Annotated in this window: 21 protein-coding genes; 3 read left to right on the forward strand and 18 right to left on the reverse strand. The window is 41.2% G+C overall.

From position 1 onward, the window contains the following. Nucleotides 1-235: 235 nt before the first annotated feature. Nucleotides 236-616, reverse strand: a complete 381-nt coding sequence (locus tag AAEO50_RS10905; RefSeq protein WP_341983445.1) for a Spx/MgsR family RNA polymerase-binding regulatory protein — start codon at nt 614-616, stop codon at nt 236-238. 415 nt (nt 617-1031) lie between these two features. On the opposite strand from AAEO50_RS10905, the gene AAEO50_RS10910 reads away from it, so the two are divergent. Continuing rightward, nucleotides 1032-1277 carry a DUF2626 domain-containing protein gene (locus tag AAEO50_RS10910; RefSeq protein ID WP_032087678.1) on the forward strand — a complete coding sequence of 82 codons (246 nt, stop codon included), beginning with the start codon at nt 1032-1034 and terminating at the stop codon, nt 1275-1277. 41 nt (nt 1278-1318) lie between these two features. Here the strand turns inward: AAEO50_RS10910 and AAEO50_RS10915 are convergent, their stop codons facing one another. After that, a complete protein-coding gene (locus AAEO50_RS10915) occupies nt 1319-1951 on the reverse strand; it encodes an MBL fold metallo-hydrolase (protein WP_341983450.1) in 633 nt (210 codons plus the stop codon). A 219-nt stretch (nt 1952-2170) separates the two neighbouring features. On the opposite strand from AAEO50_RS10915, the gene AAEO50_RS10920 reads away from it, so the two are divergent. Continuing rightward, nucleotides 2171-2344, forward strand: coding sequence for a DUF2759 domain-containing protein (locus AAEO50_RS10920; RefSeq protein ID WP_172253483.1), 174 nt, complete (start codon nt 2171-2173; stop codon nt 2342-2344). Between the two features lie 102 nt (nt 2345-2446). On the opposite strand, the gene AAEO50_RS10925 is transcribed toward AAEO50_RS10920, so the two are convergent. The 7 genes from AAEO50_RS10925 to AAEO50_RS10955 all read right to left on the reverse strand — a co-directional run bounded on the left by AAEO50_RS10925 (nt 2447) and on the right by AAEO50_RS10955 (nt 11107). Continuing rightward, nucleotides 2447-2758, reverse strand: coding sequence for an MTH1187 family thiamine-binding protein (locus tag AAEO50_RS10925; RefSeq protein ID WP_341983455.1), 312 nt, complete (start codon nt 2756-2758; stop codon nt 2447-2449). 7 nt (nt 2759-2765) lie between these two features. Continuing rightward, a complete protein-coding gene (locus AAEO50_RS10930; protein WP_341983458.1) occupies nt 2766-3869 on the reverse strand; it encodes a hypothetical protein in 1104 nt (367 codons plus the stop codon). A gap of 310 nt (nt 3870-4179) precedes the next feature. Then, nucleotides 4180-5373: a M14 family metallopeptidase gene (locus AAEO50_RS10935; protein WP_341983460.1), complete on the reverse strand. Its 1194-nt coding sequence runs from the start codon at nt 5371-5373 to the stop codon at nt 4180-4182. Nucleotides 5374-5890: 517 nt separating this feature from the next. Further along, nucleotides 5891-7768, reverse strand: a complete 1878-nt coding sequence (locus tag AAEO50_RS10940; RefSeq protein ID WP_341983462.1) for an LTA synthase family protein — start codon at nt 7766-7768, stop codon at nt 5891-5893. Between the two features lie 379 nt (nt 7769-8147). Beyond that, on the reverse strand, nt 8148-9116 hold the full coding sequence (locus AAEO50_RS10945) for an ROK family glucokinase (protein WP_341983464.1): 969 nt from the start codon (nt 9114-9116) through the stop codon (nt 8148-8150). 10 nt (nt 9117-9126) lie between these two features. Continuing rightward, entirely contained in the window at nt 9127-9333 is a 207-nt protein-coding gene (locus AAEO50_RS10950; RefSeq protein ID WP_341983467.1) for a YqgQ family protein, read from the reverse strand. A 316-nt stretch (nt 9334-9649) separates the two neighbouring features. Next, on the reverse strand, nt 9650-11107 hold the full coding sequence (locus tag AAEO50_RS10955) for a spore germination protein (protein WP_341983469.1): 1458 nt from the start codon (nt 11105-11107) through the stop codon (nt 9650-9652). 144 nt (nt 11108-11251) lie between these two features. Between AAEO50_RS10955 and AAEO50_RS10960 the strand changes: the two genes are divergently transcribed. Continuing rightward, nucleotides 11252-12133 carry a hypothetical protein gene (locus AAEO50_RS10960; protein ID WP_341983471.1) on the forward strand — a complete coding sequence of 294 codons (882 nt, stop codon included), beginning with the start codon at nt 11252-11254 and terminating at the stop codon, nt 12131-12133. Here the strand turns inward: AAEO50_RS10960 and AAEO50_RS10965 are convergent. From AAEO50_RS10965 to AAEO50_RS11005, 9 genes are all read right to left on the reverse strand, one after another. Further along, nucleotides 12130-13707: a rhomboid family intramembrane serine protease gene (locus AAEO50_RS10965; RefSeq protein ID WP_341983473.1), complete on the reverse strand. Its 1578-nt coding sequence runs from the start codon at nt 13705-13707 to the stop codon at nt 12130-12132. The two genes, AAEO50_RS10960 and AAEO50_RS10965, sit on opposite strands and share 4 nt — an antisense overlap. Before the next feature lie 111 nt (nt 13708-13818). Continuing rightward, nucleotides 13819-13995 carry a hypothetical protein gene (locus AAEO50_RS10970; RefSeq protein ID WP_341983475.1) on the reverse strand — a complete coding sequence of 59 codons (177 nt, stop codon included), beginning with the start codon at nt 13993-13995 and terminating at the stop codon, nt 13819-13821. A 56-nt stretch (nt 13996-14051) separates the two neighbouring features. Next, complete coding sequence (locus tag AAEO50_RS10975) at nt 14052-14840, reverse strand: DUF92 domain-containing protein (protein ID WP_341983476.1); 789 nt, start codon at nt 14838-14840, stop codon at nt 14052-14054. Then, on the reverse strand, nt 14833-15396 hold the full coding sequence (locus AAEO50_RS10980; protein ID WP_341983478.1) for a 5-formyltetrahydrofolate cyclo-ligase: 564 nt from the start codon (nt 15394-15396) through the stop codon (nt 14833-14835). Before AAEO50_RS10980 ends, AAEO50_RS10975 begins: the two co-directional genes overlap by 8 nt. A gap of 97 nt (nt 15397-15493) precedes the next feature. Further along, on the reverse strand, nt 15494-15643 hold the full coding sequence (gene rpmG, locus AAEO50_RS10985) for a 50S ribosomal protein L33 (protein ID WP_064091498.1): 150 nt from the start codon (nt 15641-15643) through the stop codon (nt 15494-15496). A 57-nt stretch (nt 15644-15700) separates the two neighbouring features. After that, on the reverse strand, nt 15701-16285 hold the full coding sequence (locus AAEO50_RS10990; RefSeq protein WP_341983493.1) for a hypothetical protein: 585 nt from the start codon (nt 16283-16285) through the stop codon (nt 15701-15703). Nucleotides 16286-16291: 6 nt separating this feature from the next. Then, nucleotides 16292-17296 (reverse strand): nucleotidyltransferase family protein, encoded by a 1005-nt coding sequence (locus AAEO50_RS10995; RefSeq protein WP_341983495.1) that lies wholly within the window; start codon nt 17294-17296, stop codon nt 16292-16294. Then, a complete protein-coding gene (locus AAEO50_RS11000) occupies nt 17296-19614 on the reverse strand; it encodes a glycosyltransferase (protein WP_341983497.1) in 2319 nt (772 codons plus the stop codon). Before AAEO50_RS11000 ends, AAEO50_RS10995 begins: the two co-directional genes overlap by 1 nt. Then, the gene (locus AAEO50_RS11005) at nt 19611-20312 is read right to left on the reverse strand and encodes a DUF4912 domain-containing protein (RefSeq protein ID WP_341983499.1); all 702 of its coding nucleotides are present in this window, start codon (nt 20310-20312) and stop codon (nt 19611-19613) included. The genes AAEO50_RS11000 and AAEO50_RS11005 overlap by 4 nt, the downstream gene beginning before the upstream one ends. Nucleotides 20313-20459: the final 147 nt, after the last annotated feature.

The raw sequence follows: 20459 nt of genomic DNA on the forward strand, positions 1-20459 counted from the left end.
AGCGTAAGGGCTTTGTTCAGAGGCGACAAGCATAAGACGAGCCACCCGGAAAGGCGTTTTTTGCCTTTTTGGGTGGCTTGACTTATGACCTCGAGTCTCTAGCCGCCGGAGCTCGACAATCGAAAAGCGGAGGCGGCTCGCTCAGGAGCTGGACAAAGCAAATGGCTCAAATCCCACAATCATAAGAAAAGGCAGGCACCCATAAAAGATGCCTGCCTTTTCAAGTTCCAGTTGTTCAACTGCTCTTTTTCAAAATGTTCTTTTTGCCGGAAAAGCTTTTCAGCCCATCCGGATTGTATCCTACTACAAGCTTCTTCCCATCCGTTAATAACGGGCGGCGAAGAAGTTTCGGTTCCTGGACAATCAAGTCAATCACCTTGGAAAGCGGCAGGTCGTTCACGTCTTTCCCAAGCTTTTTGAATGTCTGGCTCCGGGTGGCCAGGATTTCATCAAGCCCTTCCGTAGTGAGGGAGAGTAATTGGACTAGTTCCTCATGAGTTGGTGTATCCCTGAAAAGATGACGTTCATCGAAATTGATTGAGTTTGCATTGAGCCATTTTTTTGCTTTTCTACAAGAGGTGCAGCTTGGATAAGTATAGAATGTTAAATTCCCCATGTTATTTCCTCCTTTATTGTATGTGAGCAAGTTAGTTTATTAATTATTTACATTGTATACTTTTTGTATAACTTTTGTACAGTGTTTTCACTCCATAATTCATAAATTTTTGTAGACAACATTCCGAAACCAATCCTGACACATGCCTGGCTTGAATCTCACGGCTTTCAATTAAACTTTCTCATTATAAAAAAGTTATACAAAGAGAAAGGCTTATATCAAAAAATGAAGGGTAATAAATAAATAGCTGCATTTTTTTCTGAGGACCGGGAACAAACCTGAAACAATAATCGTAATTTCTTTGAGTAGATATCACGTAATCGTCACAAACTATCATCAAACAGATATTTACTTTTGTAGTAATGTTCATTTATAATATTGAATGATGGACTTAGGGTGCAAAGGAGGGTTACATATGGATCGTATGTACAGAGTTCTTGGATTCTGGACTGGAATTTTTGCTGTAATGTTTTATCTTGGCGATATGACAACGACATCATTAATCTTTTTAGGCCAAACAGGATTCTTCATTATGTTAAGCTATTTAAAATTATCCGAACGTATGTATATTTATATTTTCGGTGCCTACCTGACTGTGTTCTTCGCTGGGTTTACTTACTGGACGACCTTTATGATGACTCCGGGTGCAGGAGGACACTAAAAAAATTCCCTTTAGCATATGCTAAAGGGAATTTTTTAAATCTAAAATCCGTTTAAAAATGGATTTCCATCCATCTCATTTCCTACTGTAGTGGTTGGTCCATGCCCCGGCAGTACCCTTGTATCTTCAGGCAGCGTCAGCAAATGTTCATGGATACTTGATAACAGCTGCTCATGGTTACCTCCAGGCAGGTCACTCCGCCCTATGCTTCCCATAAAAAGTGTATCTCCGGCAAATACTATTCCTTCACTTTGCACATAATAAGAAAGACTTCCCGGGGAGTGCCCCGGCGTTTCAAAGAGTGCCAGAGTGAAATCATCAATGGTGACCGTTTTTTCAGATGTGAATACGGTCTCTGCAGGTCGTGTTTGAATGTTCCCCATTCCGAACAGCCCGGAACCATTCAACCCTGGATCGGTCAACCAGTTCGACTCATTCTCATGGATATAGACCGGTATGTTATATGTATCCCTGACCGTATCGACTGCGCCAATATGATCAAAATGAGCATGTGTCAATAATATGGCCAGCGGTTCCAGCTTATTTTCATTCAGCCAGTTAACTAATTTTTCACCTTCTGCGCCTGGATCGATAATCAAACACTTATTCCTATCATTCCATAGAATATAACAGTTTGTTTGAAGCGGACCCAGAGGAATTTGTTTCCATTCCATTTTCTTTCCCTCCTATTCATCTAACAAGATACTGTTATTGTAGCAGATGCTTGCATCAGATAAAAACAAATAGAAATTTACCCTGCCATAGAAGTGTCAAACTTTTGACCTCGACAAACTGAGGAAAAAAATATAAAATGTTAATGAGTGCATTTATGTACATATGATTATTTTGTAAGCGGTTAGTAAAACGTATTTTTAATGAAAGGGGTCATATAAATGGGTCTTGTAATTATCACAGCTTTGGTTACATTATTAGCTTTATTCGCAGTAGTAAGCACATTCAAAAACAAAAATGCTCTTGGAATCGTGTTTTCATTGGCAACACTAGGTGTTTTTGGCTGGTTTACAATTATGACTGTCCTTCACTCTGGATACCCAGGTGGTCACTAAAAAACTTCAATCACTTGTAAAAGCCCTCCTATCCGGAGGGCTTTTCACTTCAACACATACAAAATCAAAAGGGTGAGCAGCGTCAGTCTGCTCACCCTTTCCTTACTCCATATGTCTTTGAACAGATGAAAGCTTTCCTTCCATTGTCCCTTTTTTATCTCTTCGATCATCTATCCTTATGTTAGTCGCAACGCGCTGGATTCCTTTTTGAAATGGAGCCTCGTGAATTTCCTGGATGACACCGAGTAATATCGAAAGTTCACCTTCTATAATGGTATTCATCGGGGTAAGTTGAAATCGGATATTCCCCTCGTCTTCGTGTTTCTTAAGGATTTTTTGCAGATCAGCTACATAAGAACTCACACTTGGAGTCTCTGTACCTATTGGAATAACTGTTACGTCTACAATTGCCATGTATAATCTACCCTTCCTCTTTAACTAGTTGAATGATAGCCGTTTTATTCATATTGATGACTTTTTCAAGCTTATTACCATACAAACAATAGGAGCCTTGAGGTGAGCACTGTACCGGCTCTAACGGAAGTTCTTCAAACAAAGTATCCTCACTGCCCTTAAGGACATTCCATTTCTTCAAGGAGAATGTACCGGAATATGTATCATATGAACCGGCCTCATTTGCTTGAAATGTAATCAGTTCACGCTTCTCCTCTATCATATCATAAAATGGAATGAACCAATCAGAATAACGGCTCAGGAGAGACATTTGAAATTCAGACAGGACTTCTCCATTTTCATTTATGAACTGATACTTGAATTGATCCTCTGTATTTCCACTGGCATGAACAGAAAGCAGGAATTCAGGAAAGCGGTCAAAAAAGACGCTTGATGAGTCGATTGTTTCTTTCTTCCCATCCAGGATATTTTGACTTACAAGGGGAGCTGTAATACTGATTTCTTCATTGTTCCAGTCCTGATAAAGGACAGAAACATCAGAATTCCATTTTAGAAAAGGCTGATCAACATCCACCTTATGTAATTGAGGATTTTTCAAGTCCAATATAAATACTTCAAAGCTCCAGTCTTCAGCAAAACTCGTAATCAAAAGTTTATCTGTATCGAATTCATTCCAATCATATGTTAACTCATAGGAAGGGATTTCACCCTTGTACCACTCTTTTCCATTAAGGTCTATAATCGTAATCATGGCCGAATAAGTAGCCGGTGAAGAGTGAATCAAGATCCTCCCTTTATCGGGAGAAACCACGGAATCGACATGTGAAGAGGATAATTCATATATTTTTTCACTCCCCCCGTCAAAAACATCGGTGATATAAAAGGCAGCCGCCCCTTCTTTTTCTTTGACAGTCAAAACCTCGGTCTCGGATAGCCAGTCAACATTTTCTTTAAACGTTTCGGATGGAATAATGCTTTCTTTAATCTCTTTCGGTGCTTGTTTGTCCCGGCTGTTTTCTGCAGGAGGAGTAGTTGTGACCTTTTCAGATTGACAAGCAGACAGTAAAAGCAAAAAAACCATCAATAGATTAAGCAAGCCGAATTTTTTCAATAATCCTCCTCCTCCCAGAAACTCTCATATAAATTAGTACGTTTAAGACCGCGAAATGTTTCAAAAATATGATAAAAATATTACAAAAATTCAAAAAAGCGATGACCTCTTGAAGTGAAGCTGCTCATACAGCATTGTCAAAGGGTCATCACCTGTCCTTACAAGATGAACTGGAAATATATCAGTGTAGGTATACTATTACAGTAAAAAACTCGATGATTTATTTTACTCCTATTCCCATTAAAAATCTACTAGGTTTCAATCAAAAAAACAGGAAAAAAATAACTGTTTTTCCCCTGTTCCCATTAAATTAATACCATCTATATACAGCAACTAGAAAGATCCCTAAAGTGTCCCTGTATATCTCATCAAACTGCGAGAGAGGAAGTGGGTTGATACCCTTTCCCAGTTCTAACGTAAAAGCTGATTTTTGAAACTCTTTGATATACCAGTCCTTATACCCTGCATAACTGTCCACATATCTGATGGATTGATATCCGCTGACCCTTTCGAAATCTTTGGCAAGCCTTTCTGCTTCAGGGGGTTCCAAGCCCTCATATCCCCAGTAAAACTCTTTTCCCTGGGTGTGTAAAGCAAGCAGGCGGTCGAACTCTTCTTCTTTGGCAAGTTCAGCCATAGCAATCGTTTCAGGCTCTGAAAGAGGCTTATCTCCTGGGAAATCCCGGGGGGCAGGTGTTTTCTCTTCTTTTCTTTCCTTTTCTACCTCCCATTTTGCAGGAAATTGGTTATTGAGATCGACACCTCGGATATTTGCTTTCCAGCCGGTAAAATCAGAGCTTCCTTTATTTAACTTTATCAGCTGACTTTTCATATTTTTTGGCGGTCCCTTTATGACAAGATCCACTCCATCAGGATTAACCATAGGGACGATCGATACCGTCACTCCTGAGTATACGGGAAGTGTTTGTACACCTCGAATAGGAAGGTTATTCGTCAACGAAAGCAGATAGTCATTGAGGAAAGTCATTAAGATTGACGTAGTGATCCACTCATTTGCGTGAAATGATGCATCCATGTGCACTTTTTTTCTTCCATTTCCGATTTTCATTTCATAAAGCGGTTTCCCCATTACACTTTCTCCGATTGAATTCAATTTAATAAATGGATATATTTCTATCAATCTTCTGAGATCCTTTTCCAAAACCTCTGAACTATATGCTTGCTTTCCGTTTACAATGGGGGTGACGACCCTCGATGGTAAATAAATGGTTGTATCAATATCAATTGTGTTTGGATTGATGTTTTGGTTCACCAATAAAAGAGCATCCACATTTATATTCCGCTTTCCGGCGAGTTTCCAGAGGGTATCTCCTTGTTTGATTGTATAGCTTTCTTTTATAAAGCCCGGTATTTCCACTTCCGCTCCGATTTTTAATCCACCCGGATCATGTGAAGGATTTGAATCAATGATTAACCCGATGGGAATATAGAATAGTTGACTGTAATACCAAAACGTATCTCCATTTCTGACCGTGATCTTCATTATGAAACCTCCCTGCTATACCATCCTTACTTACTCATATGAAAGACTCTTTAATTCATGACAAAAAAAGAGGCTGGGACAAAACTTTATAAACCCCAACTGAATGACGAACAATTTTAGTGTAGGCTCTTAAAGCCGCTATTGATTTCCGTGCAAGACTTCGCTTTCCGCGGGTAGCCCGTGAGCCTCCTCGGCTCCGCCTGCGGGGTCTCACATGTCTAGCTGCAGGGCTTATAGAGGCACAGGTCATAAGCCAAACCTGCCAAGAAGGCAAAGAACGCCTTCTAGGCCGATTCGTCTTATGCCCCACGCCTCTGAACAAAGCCCTTCCGCTTTTCTTATAAGCTACTCTTCCCGCAGGAGTCTGCGTCTTGCACTCCAATCAACCGCTGGAACAAGTTAATAACTACGCACACTTGAACAAATCCAATAAAAAAACCCGACCTAATTGAATCCTAGAATTCAATTAGGTCGGGTTTTACATAGACTAAAACACCTTTGTCCCAGCCTCTTTAATTTATTGTTGATCTTCATCACGGTACTCAGTTTCTTCATAGAACCGTAGAAGGTCTCCGTAAATGATTTTGTCTGAGTATTGCAATTCTTCTGTGGCACGCTCTTGATATGGTTTACAGAATTTCATATCCGTTTCTTCTTCTGTATTCTTGTCCCAGCATTTTTCACCTGCATACACATAATCTTTCGTAATAAAACGTCCGTCCCGCAGAATGGCAAAATCTTCATGCTGTTCAGAGAAGAGATCTCCACCGAATTGAATGTCCTTCTTTGTATCGATTCCCATCAAGTGTAAAATGGTTGGCTTCAGGTCGATTTGACCTGAGACTTTCGAAATCGTTTTACCTTCTTTTCCAGGCACGTGGATAATCAGAGGCACCCTTTGCAGCTGAGTACTCACCAATGGTGTTACTTCTTTGCCCAGGTATTGACTCATAGCTGTATTATGGTTTTCAGAGATACCGTAGTGATCTCCGTACATGACGATGATGGAGTCTTCATATAGTCCTGACTCTTTCAGGCCGGTAATAAAGTTTTTCAAAGCTTCATCCATATAACGCACTGTCTGGAAATAACGGTTCACCGTACCGTCTTTAGACGTATAAGGGTCAATTAATTTATCTTCTTCGTCCAAAGTGAACGGATAATGGTTCGTTAACGTAATCATCTTCGTACTGAAAGGCTTAGGCATTTCTTTCATATGTTCTACAGACTGTTCAAAGAATGGGGTGTCTTTCATTCCCCAGTTCACAGAGTTTTCATCTGTTACTTGATAATCCGGCAATGAATAGAAACGTTCATATCCTAAAGAATCATACATGATGTCACGATTCCAGAAGCTCTTGTTATTAGCATGCATAGCAGTTGTATAATATCCATTTTCATTAAGACTTTCCGTCATTGAGTCGAACTGGTTTCCTGAATGTGTAAAGAAGACAGCTCCCCGATTCAATGGATATAAAGAGTTATCCAATAGGAACTCGGAATCAGACGTTTTTCCCTGCTGTGTCTGGTGATAGAAATTATCAAAGTAATAGCTTTCACCAATAAAGTCGTTTAAAAACGGTGTAATTTCCTCTCCGTTCACTTTCTCGTTGATCACAAAGTTTTGGAGGGATTCCATTGAGACCATAATTAAGTTCTTGTCTTTTCCAATCCCGAACATTTCATCGTCCGGCTTGTTGTAGCTTGCACGGATATAGTTATCGATTCCTGCAAGCTCACTGCCGTCTGCCATGGCTCTTTGAGCAGATGACTTTGATTGTAAGAAGACATCATAAATATGATAATTGTATGTTCCAATGTTTTTAACAAGCATTTCACGGTCAAATGTTCTTGTAAGAAGCTGTGGCCTTTCCGATTCAGACAGCCCGAGATTGAAGAATACAAGTGCTGTGGCAACTAAGAAATAGGCTCTTCTGCTCGCACGGCTGTAATTTTCAAGTGAGAACCATGCCGGCATGAATTTAATCAATGCAATTAACACTATAACGTCCGCAAAGTAAAATAGATCTTTCCAGCCGATAATGGCACTGGCACTGCTTCCTAAATCTGAGAAGTTGCTGGTTTGGAATAAGACAGGCAGTGTTAAGAAGTCATCAAAGAATCGATAAAACACAACATTTCCATAGAGGATAAAAGACAGTATGAAACTTGTGATGATGATGTAGCGGGTGCGTGATTTATCTTTCTTCATTAACAGTCCGATGCCGAATATAAACAGCAGGAAGCTTAACGGGTTCATGAAGAGTATGATTTCCTGAATCGTGTTTTCTATCTTTATATCAAAGCTAGTTTTATAGACAATGTACGTCTTTACCCAAAGGAGTAACGCTGCAATGATGATTAACGGAACCTTTGGAATCTTTTTTATGTTCAATTTTGTTACCTCCTTGCTACTTACGCTGGTCCTTCGTATGTAACATATAATGTAAGATTATCCCTGGTAAAATAAGGGATTTCTAAAATAGAACCATGTGTTATCTTAATACTTTTTTTACAAAACGTCAAACCCAAATTCATACAACTAATGTAAAATGATATTTTACACCTTATTCTCTTACCCATACTATTAGACGTTTAAAACAGCTAAAAGTTTCATTCTGTCCAACTTTATTAAATTTGAACCTTTTGACCCACACACCATCTATCCAGCAGTTGTCCACTTATGTCAACAGACCCGCATGATCTACTATAGTCCTGTCTTTTGATCAAAAAAAAGAGTTCCCATCAGGGAACTCCATTCTGTTTGATATCACTTAAATTTTATTTTTCACCAGCCATGCGGCACCGATCACCCCAGCGTCATTGCCAAGTGTTGCGATGCTTAAACCGGTTGATGTCCTGACCGTCGGGAAAGAAAATTGTTCAAAATAGTTCACTGCTGGTTTTAATAAGATATCCCCTGCTCTGGAGACACCGCCGCCGAGCACAATCTTTTCAGGGTTCAACACGTTGCCTAAATTAGCTAATGCGAGACCGAGATAAAAAGCAAGTTGGTCGACAACGCTTGCAGCTAGTTCATCATTACTCCTAGCTGCATCAAATACATCTTTCGCACTGATCACTCCAGCCTCGGTGCGAAGATCCCTTAGTATTGAGTGAGTGGTGGTTGAATCTAATTTTTCATTTGCCAGACGTACCACCCCTGTTGCCGAGGCTACTGTTTCAAGACATCCGGTCTTTCCGCAATTGCATTGAAAACCGCCCTGAGGGACGACTGTGATATGACCGATTTCCCCGCCTGCACCTCTTACACCATGCACGATATCCCCGTTGGTAATGACTCCTCCGCCAACTCCGGTTCCAAGTGTGACACAGACAAGATCCTTGGCACCATCCCCTGCGCCTTTCCACATTTCACCCAGCGCCGCACAATTTGCATCATTATCAATGACTGCCGGCAAACCTGTTTCTACTTCCAACAGGTCCTTTAATGGAGTGTTTTTATCCCATCCCAGATTTACTGCTTCATAAATAATACCCTTTGCCATATCAACCGGTCCCGGCGCACCCATACCGATTCCAAGCAATTTATCTTTGGACTGATCAAGTTCTTCAAGTTTTCGGTCGAGCGCTTTGGCTATATCCACGATGATGTTCTTGCCATTATCGGATTTATCAGTGGGTATTTCCCATTTATGTAACAGTTCTCCGTATTTGCTTAAGAATGCGATTTTGGTTGTAGTCCCGCCCAAGTCGACTCCAACCAGCCATTTTTCTGTCATAGTATCACCCTTATTTTTCTTGTTTTTCTTTCTCTATCGCTATTTCCTGCCTTAATAATAACAAAGCTGTCTGGAAATCCCTTGTTTCAATCAATTGGGATTTATTCAGCTCTTTCAACTCGTCTTCCATTAGCTGCAGGTCTGAAAGACGATGTCCAACATAGATGATCGTCCCATACGATTTGAGAAACTGCTGGATATCATAAATCGTTTTCATTCTTACACCTGCTTTCTTTGTTCACACTAAAGTATATGATAAATCCGGGGTGTTCTCAATTCTTTCTTCATAAAATCCACTCTAAATCACCGCTGTTGATTTCCGTGCAAGACTTCGCTTTCCGCGGGCGGCCGGTGAGCCTCCTCGTCGCTGCGCTCCTGTGGGGTCTCACATTGGCCACTTCTCCCGCAGGAGTCTTCGTCTTGCACTCCAATCAACAGCTGGAATCGTTCAGAAATCAAGGGTTCCATTTTAGTAAGAAAAAAAGCTACCATCAAGGTCTATCCCTTAATGGTAGTCTTATTAAATACAGCATCTAGCGATCCGGGTCTTTCGGATGCAGGAAGCGCGGTCTTCTGTTTTTTAGCGGCATCGGTGAACGGAAGAAGACGTCCCTGAATGCCCTGAAATTAAACGGTATGAACGGCCACATGTAAGGGATATCGAATGATTTCATTCTTGATAGTGCAATTAACCAAGCCATTACGCCGATCACGAATCCATAGACCCCGAATAAGGAGGTGGCTGTCAACAGAAAAATCCTTACAAGGCGATTTGCCAGGCTCAGTTCATAACTCGGGGTGGCAAACGTGCCGATTGCGGCAATCGCAAGGTATAGGATCACTTCGTTGATGAACAGGCCGACTTCAACTGCGACCTGACCAATCATCAGCGCAGCCACCAGACCCAGTGCGGTAGCGAGCGACGAAGGTGTATGGATGGCTGCCATCCTCAGTATATCAATCCCTATCTCGATCAGTAAGAACTGAAGATATAATGGAACCTCGCCAGTTTCATTTGGCCCCACATAGCTGAATTGTTCAGGCAGCAACTCAGGCTGTATGGCAAATAAATAGTATAGGGGCAATAAGAATACAGAGCTCCAAACTGCGATGAATCGGACAAACCGCAGATATGCTCCGACTGTCGGCTTATTTCTGTATTCCTCAGCATGCTGCAAATGATGCCAGAAAGTGGTAGGAGTGATTAACACACTCGGTGATCCGTCCACCATGATAATGACATGCCCTTCGTATAGGTGAGCTGCAGCTGTATCAGGCCTTTCCGTATACCGTACCATCGGATAAGGGTTCCAATGCCTGCCTGAAATAAATTCTTCCAATGTTTTTTCCCCCATAGGAAGTCCATCGGTATCGATTTTGGAAATTGAATCTTTGATTTTCTCCACTAATTCCGGATCTGCAATATCCTCTAAGTAAGATACTACAATGTCTGTTTTCGATCTTCTCCCGACCTGCATATATTCCATGCGGAGTGAAGGGTCGCGAACCCTTCTCCTCGTGAGTGCCGTATTAAATACAATCGTTTCTACATATCCGTCCCTCGAACCTCTTACGACCCGTTCGATATCTGGTTCCTGCGGTCCCCTGACCGGGTATGTTCTTGCATCGATGATAATGACTTTATCAATGCCATCCACTACAAGCGCGGTAGGCCCTGCCAGCACCAAATCGATCACTTGATTTAAATCGTCCACCTGCTCAATTTCAATGTAAGGAATATATGTTTTTAGAAGTTTCTGCAGCGTGTCTTCTTCCAATTGCTCTGGACTCAGCCCTGATAACAGTTTCATTAAATAATGCATGATATCATCTTTAACAAAACCATCCACTAAAAACATCGCCATTTTTCTTTCTGCATATTCTAAATCCAGCTGTATGACATCAAAACTTTTATCAACAGCCAAAGCTTTTTTTAGATAACTTGTATTCTCTTCTATCCTCGTAGAGACAGGCTTTTTCTCATTCGTCATTCTGAGCCTTCACTCCTAATCAGTTAACATGTTTTACCATCTTTACCATACTAGACAACGCAAAGACAAATCATACATCGAAACATATTAAACCAGCCTCTGACATATGAATTAACAACCGGACAAACCATTGGAGTGAACGATATGAAACAAAAGTTACTACATGCTTTTCCATTTTTGATTCTTATGGTTATTCTCGCAATCGGAATCGAATTCATTTATCAGCCAAGCACCAAGGAAAGCATTATTTTTTTTCCAATCAATGAGAACGTTACATATGAATCAGCTTCAACCCTTCTCACGCTGGTGCCTGAAAAAAAAGACAACTTCTATGAGGTGACCTGGAAAACCTCTTCTAAGCTGGATACACCGGCTTATTTGCGTCAGGACGTAGGGTTTCTATTTATCAATGGAAGATTGAAGGGGAAAATGAATGAATGGGAACAAGAGACTGATGGCATCGTTCAGGGAGAAACAATCAAAGGGAAAGAGAGCAGTCTGTTACAAGCATTATCATTCCATTACGCTGAAATTCACGAAGACGATGATAAATATACGAGTGCGCAAAAGATGACAGAAGATACGCTATATGTAATAGATTCCAATTTCAGTCCGTTAAATTCTTTCAGACAGCCAGGTACAGATGCGGAAAGAGAGTGGAAAACTATTCTGGACCGTGTTTCAACACAGCAATTGGACTTTTTATGGGAGAAAGGGATTGATTCACTTGGAATACCGAGTGAAGAATACTTCGCTATCCCGCTGACGGAATTGCCGAGCCTGGAAGAGAAACCGCTTGAGGGTTTTGACAAGGTTGAATGGGAAAGGTTCATCGGAAACCTGTGGGAGGGTTTATATAAAAACTATTATTTAGGAATAAAAAAGGAAGATGGTACGATCATCGACTCGCTCGACAGCACCATCCCCCTTATACTAGTTAAAAAAGACAAAAAAGAAGTTCTTGTCCTTTTGATTGATAAAGACGGGAACCCTTCATTATTAAGGCAGCGAATAGCCACATCTTAAAGTTTTTCCTCTAATTCTTTGATAAGGTTTTTGTATTTCTTCTCCTGCATGTTTATATCATAAGCTTTTCTGGCGTGGGAAAGGGCTTCTTCATGTTCACCGCTGTCAATCAGCAGAAGAGCGAGATTGTAATGTGCTTCGTGAAAATCATTTCTTTCTTCAATTGCGTTCATTAGATGGTCTTTAGCCTCTTCCGCTTTTCCAAGCTTGATTTCAGCATAAGAAAGATAAAAATAGGTCTCTGCATTCGGAGAGCCTCTTTTGATGACTTCATTCAACAAACCTTCAGCTTCTTTCCATTCCCCGTCGGTGATCTTTTCCTGGGCAACGCCGTTAACTGTATGAATGTCCCAATCTGATGGAGCTGACTGCTGATCATTCATATATATCACACCTATCAGCACCACCGTTGCCGTTAAAATGAGCAGTTGTCTGAAAGGACGAAACAGTCCGGGAACACTGACGATTCCTGCAGCAAGAAATCCGCCGGCCAAACCACCAAGATGTCCGGCATTGTCAATACCGGGAATGGTAAAACCAAAAGCGAGATTCAATAAAATCACAGCAATGATATTTGTACCCATTGTACGGAAGAAAATTTTCGGGTACAGCACTCCAAAGTAGAGCAGAGCCCCGAAACAACCAAAGATGGCTCCACTGGCACCGGCTGAAAGATTCGAAGTAAAAAGATAACTGGCAAAAGAACCCGTGACCCCTGAAAACATATAAACGAACACAAAACGGCTGCGTCCATAAATTTTTTCCACCGCGGCTCCCAAGTAATAGAGAGCTAGTGTGTTCATGAGCAGGTGCAGGAGGCCGATGTGCAAGAAGATCGGGGTCACGAGCCTCCACCATTCACCTTCAATGATTAACGGGTTATATTTTGCCCCATATTCAATCAAGGTTTGAGGATTCTGACTCCCTCCATTCATTTCCAAAACGGCAAACATGATCAGTTGTACCACGATAAATAGATAGGTGAAAAACGGCTTGCCTTTTTCAAAAAGCTGCCTTTCTTGTTTCACCTGCCTTGTGGATGCGTTCAATGCTCTGCCTTTCATCCACTCTACGCTGGCTTCGAGCACTTCTGGTGGAAGTTCCCATTCCCCGCCACTAAACAAAGGATCGCTGATTAATGTTTCCCTTCCCGCCGCCTCATCTATCAAGGAGGAATCTACAATCGATTTGCCAACATCCGTAAATTGTTCTGCAAAGATCTCCTCCCCTCCGTCGACCGGGGCGTAGGTTGATATATATACATTTTTCATTTTCAACTGTCTTTTATGTGTTTTTCTGCGAATTCTTTCTGCATTTTGTGCGGTTTGTTCAATGTCCCTTTCTATCCATGAGCCCCAATCAAGATCTTTAAGACGGAGCCTGATGACATCCGGTTCTTTAAGCGCAGTATTTTCAAACCAAATTTCATCATGATCCGCGGATAGATCCAGTATCCTAAACTGTTTCTGTTCGATAAGGAAATGGGCCATTTTCCAAAAGAGGTAATGATATCTTAAGTTCACTACATCCACTACTTTCATAAAATTTGCAGGAACATTTTGTACTGCCTGCATCCTGATTTAATGCTACTATACCCTTTCCATTTTTATGATGTAAAGTTATAAGATTACAGAGCCATCAAAAAAAGACCGTACAGAAGGTTACCTCCTATACAGTCTTCTTTTCTACCTGAATGTGCTTTGAATGAATTTCGAGCGTATTGCAGGTATGCTCATTGCTCCTTGTACGGCGAAACGGCGAATGAAGAAATTTCCCAGAAGCAGGTTGAGTATCCGATAGCGATTAGGCAGCAGTAACAAAATCAAGCTGCCCATTATGAGCCATTTGGTCCATCCGTTCATACTGATCCCTCCTGGGAATAGTTTGGTTCATAAGTCTTCTGTTTATCCACTTATTATCATCCTGGAATGAAAAACAGAAGTGCAGTCCCCGCCAGAAAGCTTGATAGAAAATTGACTCCTTCATTATTCAGCCATAAGAAGCCTTTGCTCCTGACGGTATCTGTCCCGCAGTGGACAGCAGCTTCTGTAGAAGATTTACAGACAGGACATGTAAATTCCACCTGGAGGTATGCCCCTGCCACGGTATCCAGGACGTTCCCGAGGAACCCGGCAGCACTGATCAGGATAAAAAGCTTCCACTGAAATGAATCAATTAAAATACAAAACAGCAATGAGATAAAAGTTGAGCCTGTCAATGCCGCAATGGTGCCTATCATGGATACAGCACCTGAAGTTCCTTTTTCCACTCTCTTGAACGAACGTAGTGAAAAAGGGTCCTTCCTGCTCAATGGTCCGATTTCAGAAGCCCACGTATCGGAGTTTGATGCAGCGATAGCCGCAGCAAATGAGTAAAGCCACCATTCACTCCCTGTAACATGGAATAGAATGATGAAAAGCGCGGCCGGTCCCCCATTTGCCAATACTTGCTGCCAATCTCGTACAGAAGTCTTTGCCAGCCTTCCTTCAATTTCTTCTTTTGAAGAAGAAAATAGTTTTGACCATATACTGGAACTCAAAAAAAATGCGCCTACTAACAGAAGGCCTTTCCAATGATAGAAATAACCTATGATACATCCCAGAAGAAGGGCTGACAGGGCTCCGGAGAAACTCAGATTCTTTGTCCTCCACCCTCCATAGGAAACAAGCAGCACAATCAGAAATGTAATCACACTGGAACTATCCACACTGAATGCTCCCATTTTCGGTCATGATTTTATCTACTGGCATGTCAAATGATTCTACAGGCAGATCTTCTACCAATTGCTCTCTGAATGCCAGAGATAACGTGCACCCCTCATAGCCTGATAGAAAACGGTCATAATAACCTCCGCCGAATCCTAGACGGTACCCTTTTTCAGTATAGGCCAAGCCTGGCACGATCACTGTATGGATGTTGTCTTTATGTACTGACTTGGTAAGGGAGGGAATAGGTTCATACAAATCGTAAAAGACTTTTTCGAGATGAGTAAACGTATTGAGCTCATAGAAAACTAATTCCTTCGTGGAAGGCTTGCATTTAGGAACGCATATCTTCTTCCCTTCTTCCCAGGCACGTTTAATGATATTCCAAGTATTGACTTCAGGATGTTTAGAAACGGTGACCGCTATGACTTCACTGCTCTTCCATTCTTCAGATAGAAAGAGTGTTTGTTCAATAGAAAAAACTTTTTGTTCATATTCTAAAGGGGAAATCGCCTTTAACAAATCAAGTTGCCTTCTTCTCAATGTTTTTTTATCCATGATATTCCTCCTTCATCTTTTCCTATTATACCAACAGAGGAACAAACCTTTAAGTTTTACTGAGCATAAAAAAAAGCAGCGGATAAAATCCGGCTGCTTATTTCGTTTCGCGGTGAAGAGTCACACGCTTTAATTTCGGGCAATATTTTTTTAGCTCAAGACGGTCTGGGTTATTACGCTTGTTCTTTGTAGTAATATAGTTACGCTCACCAGTTTCTGTGCAAGCTAAAGTAATGTTTACACGCATTGTTATTTCCCTCCAAACTTCACTATCTTCATCTATTCATACGACTTTTCTATAATATCACTTTTCCTGCTGAAATGCTAGTCCGTTTTTCATTCTATCGGTTAAAAATAATCCATCCCCGTGCACAGCACCCTCCACCGCAAAAAGCTTGCCTTGTTTTACTTCGAATGGCTTGAAAGTATACTCGAGCATATACGCCATCATATGGAGGCCGTTAGTGATTGGATAGTAATAGAGGCTGCCGTTTTTCAACGACTTTTTCCACAGCTGCAAGCCTTTTAGATTCAATGGATATACGGATTTTTTAATACTATCTGCACTTGAAACGACATTTGACATGGCCATATTATTTTTGCTGTAGTTATAGAATGCATTCTTTGATAGGGAGAGAACACCTATCGTCTCTTCGCAGCAGGCGAGCCATTCCACTAAGAAGAAGACTTTCAACGTCCGGGTTTCCTTCGTTACATTCTCAAATTCAAACGACAACGATTCTCCCCATTTCTCACTATCTTCTGATAGATTGACTTTTATCCCATTGAACGGAGTGCCCGATTTTCCAAGAGGGATATACGAACCCGCTTCCTTCCAGGCAATCCCTTGAATATGGAACTTCTTATTTTTTCGATTATTATTTTTCATCAGTCTCTACACCTTTTGCCATGTTTTTATTTTCTTCCCATAGTATCTGGCAAGCTCCCTCGCCAGATTTCTACGATCCGCTTTTGAATAAATAATAAAACCTCTGTCAGGATCACTGACTATTTTTGTCCAGCCGCCATCGCGGTGTTCGATTATGAATTCTTCTTCATCCATGGAAGGGACTGTTTCCAGCAGCTTGGCAAGTACGAATGGCTTTTTCACCTTTGGACAGGCTACCTGCACCCTGGTTATGAAGGGATCGAGATTGACTGTTTCACTCTTTCTTGCTAAATATGCCTTCTCCGGAGTAAACAGCCCTCTCATTAAATCTTCCCGTGCTCTTTTATATTCTTCCGGGCTGCCGATATCCCTCCAGTAGGCATTTGTTTTGAATACGTAAACTGCTTCATTATTAGTAAGTAGAGAAGGGATTAGATCCCGGCTGAAATCCAAGGCTCCTTTACGTGAATACTTCTTAAGAAGGAATGGCTCAACAATATAGACTCCGGTATTGACCTCGTTCCCTTCCCATGTGGCAGGTTTCTCTACGAAATCGATCAGTTTCCTGTTTTGATTGGTGTAACAAATCCCATATTCCCTTGGGTTTGGCACTTCTTTCGAAACCAGGGTCATGGCCGCTTTTTTGCTCTTATGAAAGTTGATTACCTGATCAATCGGGATATTGGTAAAGGCATCACCGCTGAGTACAAGAAAAGGCTCCTTCAGAAGATGATTTGCCAAGAAGATCCCGCCTGCAGTTCCAAGCGGCTTCCTTTCCTCCAAATAGGTGATATTCACATGAAATCTGCTTCCGTTACCGAAATATTCCTTAATGGTATTGCTTTTGTAGCAAGTTGTAATTAGGATATCTTTAATGCCGTAGGACCGTAACAAATTAATGCTGTACTCGAGAATAGGCTTATTAAGAATAGGCACCATTGGCTTAGCGACAGACATCGTATAAGGTCTCAGCCGCTTTCCTTCTCCTCCTGCCAGAATGACCGCTTTCATCACCGCAGTCCTTCTACTTTGGTTTGGAGGAGAACATCCTCATACACATGGATCGTCTGGTCTGCAATCCGCTCCCAGCTGAACATGGACTTAGCCATCCTGAACCCTATTTCACCTAATCTCTCAGATTTTCCAGGTTCCTCTATTAATGAAAGAAGGAGCTCATACAGATTTGATTCATTGTCAGGCTGAAATAATAAACCGGTATGCTCATGCTTTACAATACTTTTCAGCCCGCCTGTATCCGATGCAACCACGCCTTTTTTGAAAGCCATGGCCTCGAGTGCAACAATTCCGAACGGTTCATAAAGGCTCGGAAAAATGACTGCCAGGCAATCTTTCAAATAACTGTTTCTCTTCTCATCCGAAATGAACCCTGTGAAGAACACCATATCATCGAGATTCTCATTCTTTACAAGCTGACGGTAATGTTCAAGCATCGGTCCTTTGCCAGCGATAATGAACGATACACGATGTCCTTTTCCTTTCAAAAGAGAGGCAGCACGGATAAGTGTTTCAAATCCTTTTTCATGCACCATCCTGCCGATCGAAAAGAAGTATGGTCTGCTTTCCTGTATAGAATGATCCTGGGGCAGCTGTTGTAATCTTTCTAATTCAACCCCATTTGGAATCACTTCGATAGGGGCGTCAAAAGTAAACAGAGATTTGACTTCTTCTTTCATATGATCACTGCATACAATCAAATGATTGGAAGCAGCAACCAATAATTGTTCTTCCTGATGAATCTTCTGCTGAAGCTCGGTATAGATCCCCTGATTTCTGCCATGTTCTGTTGCATGAATGGTCGTAATCAGTGGCAGGGAGTAATATTCCTTCAACTTGATTGCAGATGTCGATACAATCCAGTCATGAGCATGAATATGAGTGATTTTTTCTATAGAAATCAATTCGTGTGCATATTGAACGAAAGATTGATTCAAATCAAAAACCCACTTAAAGAAATTTTCTTCATATGGATGCAATGGGTGCACACGGTGAATTGTCACCCCTTCAACTGTTTCATACGAAAGAGAATCCTTCGACCTTGCCGTCAGAACGTGAACCCGCTTCCCTTTCTTGACAAGATTATTCGCTAAATCATATACATGGCGGGAGAGCCCTCCTACAATATTAGGTGGATATTCCCAACTAAGGATCAAGACCGCATCCCCGTTTTCTTCCCTCGAAAGGGGTGGTTTTGCAATAGTGCATGCGTCAAGAAGTTCATCACAAGGAAGATGATTCACTTTATTTCGATGATAAAAGAAGTAATCATCCGAATTCCTGTCCATTACGATTGAAGCTATCTGATTAAAATGGGATGAATTCAGGTCGTTTCCATTCAAGCCTTGAAGTGCAGACATATATTCCCTCGTCAGTTGATGAAATACAGAAATGTTTATGCCGGCACCAGACTTCACTTTCTCCAATCGATTTTCCATTTCATGTACAATACGTATATTCTTCATTGCCTCGTCCTGTAAGATAGCATCTTGTTTTTCCATTCCTAAATAACCAAATCCAATCCTTGCAAGCGATGAAGGCGCGTCGAGCCAGCTTTGAAAGGAGGAGGATGAAAGGTTGTGGAGTTCCGGATTATGACTGCCTTCAAGGTCAAGAGTAACAAGGGAAATTCCTTTAGGGGCTTCTTCATTCAATTGTTCTTGATAGAAGACCGGTATCAACTTCAGACCTCTGGGACTCCGGAGAATCTCTGCATCCTTCCTGTCTTTTTCACTGAATCCGTAAGAAAAGGAGGAAATAAAGGAAGCTTCAATTCCTTCCCTAAGCAGGTAAAGGTCCAGACCCGGCAGATAAGCAGCTTGAGGCAGCCAAAATATATCGGGGCTTACCCCTAAATATTTCTTGAACATTTCAATGCTTACTTTCACCTGGATCTCTATTCCGAGGGAAGTCCGGTAATGGGTTAGCGGGATTGTATTCACAGTAGTCGGAATGAGAATCGCTTTCCCTTCTGCCATCATGATTTTATAAGCTTCTGCCAGGTTTTTGTTCCATTTCAGCCATTGGGAGTATAAGTGTATCCACTTTTCCTTTTCTTCTTGTTCTTCATGAAGCATTCTCTGAAGAAATGAATCTGCCGCATCTATGAACTCCTCGGTTGAAAAGAAAGCCAATATCAACGGATTCAAAATGACAGGGATGGCCTCCCCATTATTTTCTTTCAATAAAGAAATCAGCTTACAATTTTCTTTAAACAGGGTGATTAACATTTTTTGATTTTCCTGTATATCTTCCATACCCATGATAGGTTCATGAAATTGGGGTGAAATCATCACAGTCTGACTGCCGCTCATGCTTTATCCTCCTGATTCATCACATAATAAGAGTAGGTGCTGACATGCTCCACCCATTTCGGTTCTTTCAATTTACCTTGTTCAAACTCTCTTAACTCTCTCAAACTTTGATATTCCGCGTCCCAGGATGACCTTGGTGTGTGAATGACATTCGAACGTTCGATGGCAATGAATTCTCCCGAAGATAAACGAAGTCCCAGATCTATACAATAGCTTCTATTTTCTTTCAGGCCATTGAGGAACCAGTCAGATTCTGAACATGGTACATATGAGTCCATATGCGAATGATGGTTATGTCCATTAAAGGTGATCGAGGTGATGTCATACAATCTTAGAACGAAAGGAGAAGCCGCATCCAGGTTGAAGTAGGCTTTCATATGATCAAGCCACAGCTTTGAGATCGTCCAGTAACAATAAACCCTTGAACCTGTCGAGTATGTAATCGTGAAGTCATGAATGTACGGTTTGGTATTTGAGTTACCGACCTTTAAAACAGCTTTTTTCTTTACCCTTCCTGTGCGTTTACCCGATTGCTTTATTACGGTTTGTGTATCCCCTGACTGCACCTCACCTATTTCCATCAACTTTTGATATTTAACCCATTGATATTGAACCTTTCCGACAGTCGTTCCCAGTTCTTTCGCAATTTTCCTGAATGAGATTCCCTGCTCTCTCATTTTGATTATTTCATTTATCACAAATAAACCTCCCAGCATGAAACGAATAGTAAATGAATTCATCTAAATATTATGACAATTTTTCTTAATTTAATCGTAACACCGTATTCAAAAACCTACAATAAACGCATTTTGTCGTATCTTGTTATAGCTGCCAAAAACAAACGT

The sequence above is a fragment of the Rossellomorea oryzaecorticis genome (assembly GCF_038405515.1).
Taxonomy (GTDB): domain Bacteria; phylum Bacillota; class Bacilli; order Bacillales; family Bacillaceae_B; genus Rossellomorea; species Rossellomorea oryzaecorticis_A.

Excerpts from the sequence above, each read along its gene's own strand:
- AAEO50_RS10905 (WP_341983445.1), bottom strand. The coding sequence starts at position 616 with ATGGGGAATTTAACATTCTATACTTATCCAAGCTGCACCTCTTGTAGA.
- AAEO50_RS10910 (WP_032087678.1), top strand. The coding sequence starts at position 1,032 with ATGGATCGTATGTACAGAGTTCTTGGATTCTGGACTGGAATTTTTGCT.
- AAEO50_RS10915 (WP_341983450.1), bottom strand. The coding sequence starts at position 1,951 with ATGGAATGGAAACAAATTCCTCTGGGTCCGCTTCAAACAAACTGTTAT.
- AAEO50_RS10920 (WP_172253483.1), top strand. The coding sequence starts at position 2,171 with ATGGGTCTTGTAATTATCACAGCTTTGGTTACATTATTAGCTTTATTC.
- AAEO50_RS10925 (WP_341983455.1), bottom strand. The coding sequence starts at position 2,758 with ATGGCAATTGTAGACGTAACAGTTATTCCAATAGGTACAGAGACTCCA.
- AAEO50_RS10935 (WP_341983460.1), bottom strand. The coding sequence starts at position 5,373 with ATGAAGATCACGGTCAGAAATGGAGATACGTTTTGGTATTACAGTCAA.
- AAEO50_RS10945 (WP_341983464.1), bottom strand. The coding sequence starts at position 9,116 with ATGACAGAAAAATGGCTGGTTGGAGTCGACTTGGGCGGGACTACAACC.
- AAEO50_RS10950 (WP_341983467.1), bottom strand. The coding sequence starts at position 9,333 with ATGAAAACGATTTATGATATCCAGCAGTTTCTCAAATCGTATGGGACG.
- AAEO50_RS10955 (WP_341983469.1), bottom strand. The coding sequence starts at position 11,107 with ATGACGAATGAGAAAAAGCCTGTCTCTACGAGGATAGAAGAGAATACA.
- AAEO50_RS10960 (WP_341983471.1), top strand. The coding sequence starts at position 11,252 with ATGAAACAAAAGTTACTACATGCTTTTCCATTTTTGATTCTTATGGTT.
- AAEO50_RS10965 (WP_341983473.1), bottom strand. The coding sequence starts at position 13,707 with ATGCAGGCAGTACAAAATGTTCCTGCAAATTTTATGAAAGTAGTGGAT.
- AAEO50_RS10970 (WP_341983475.1), bottom strand. The coding sequence starts at position 13,995 with ATGAACGGATGGACCAAATGGCTCATAATGGGCAGCTTGATTTTGTTA.
- AAEO50_RS10980 (WP_341983478.1), bottom strand. The coding sequence starts at position 15,396 with ATGGATAAAAAAACATTGAGAAGAAGGCAACTTGATTTGTTAAAGGCG.
- rpmG (WP_064091498.1), bottom strand. The coding sequence starts at position 15,643 with ATGCGTGTAAACATTACTTTAGCTTGCACAGAAACTGGTGAGCGTAAC.
- AAEO50_RS10990 (WP_341983493.1), bottom strand. The coding sequence starts at position 16,285 with ATGAAAAATAATAATCGAAAAAATAAGAAGTTCCATATTCAAGGGATT.
- AAEO50_RS10995 (WP_341983495.1), bottom strand. The coding sequence starts at position 17,296 with ATGAAAGCGGTCATTCTGGCAGGAGGAGAAGGAAAGCGGCTGAGACCT.
- AAEO50_RS11000 (WP_341983497.1), bottom strand. The coding sequence starts at position 19,614 with ATGAGCGGCAGTCAGACTGTGATGATTTCACCCCAATTTCATGAACCT.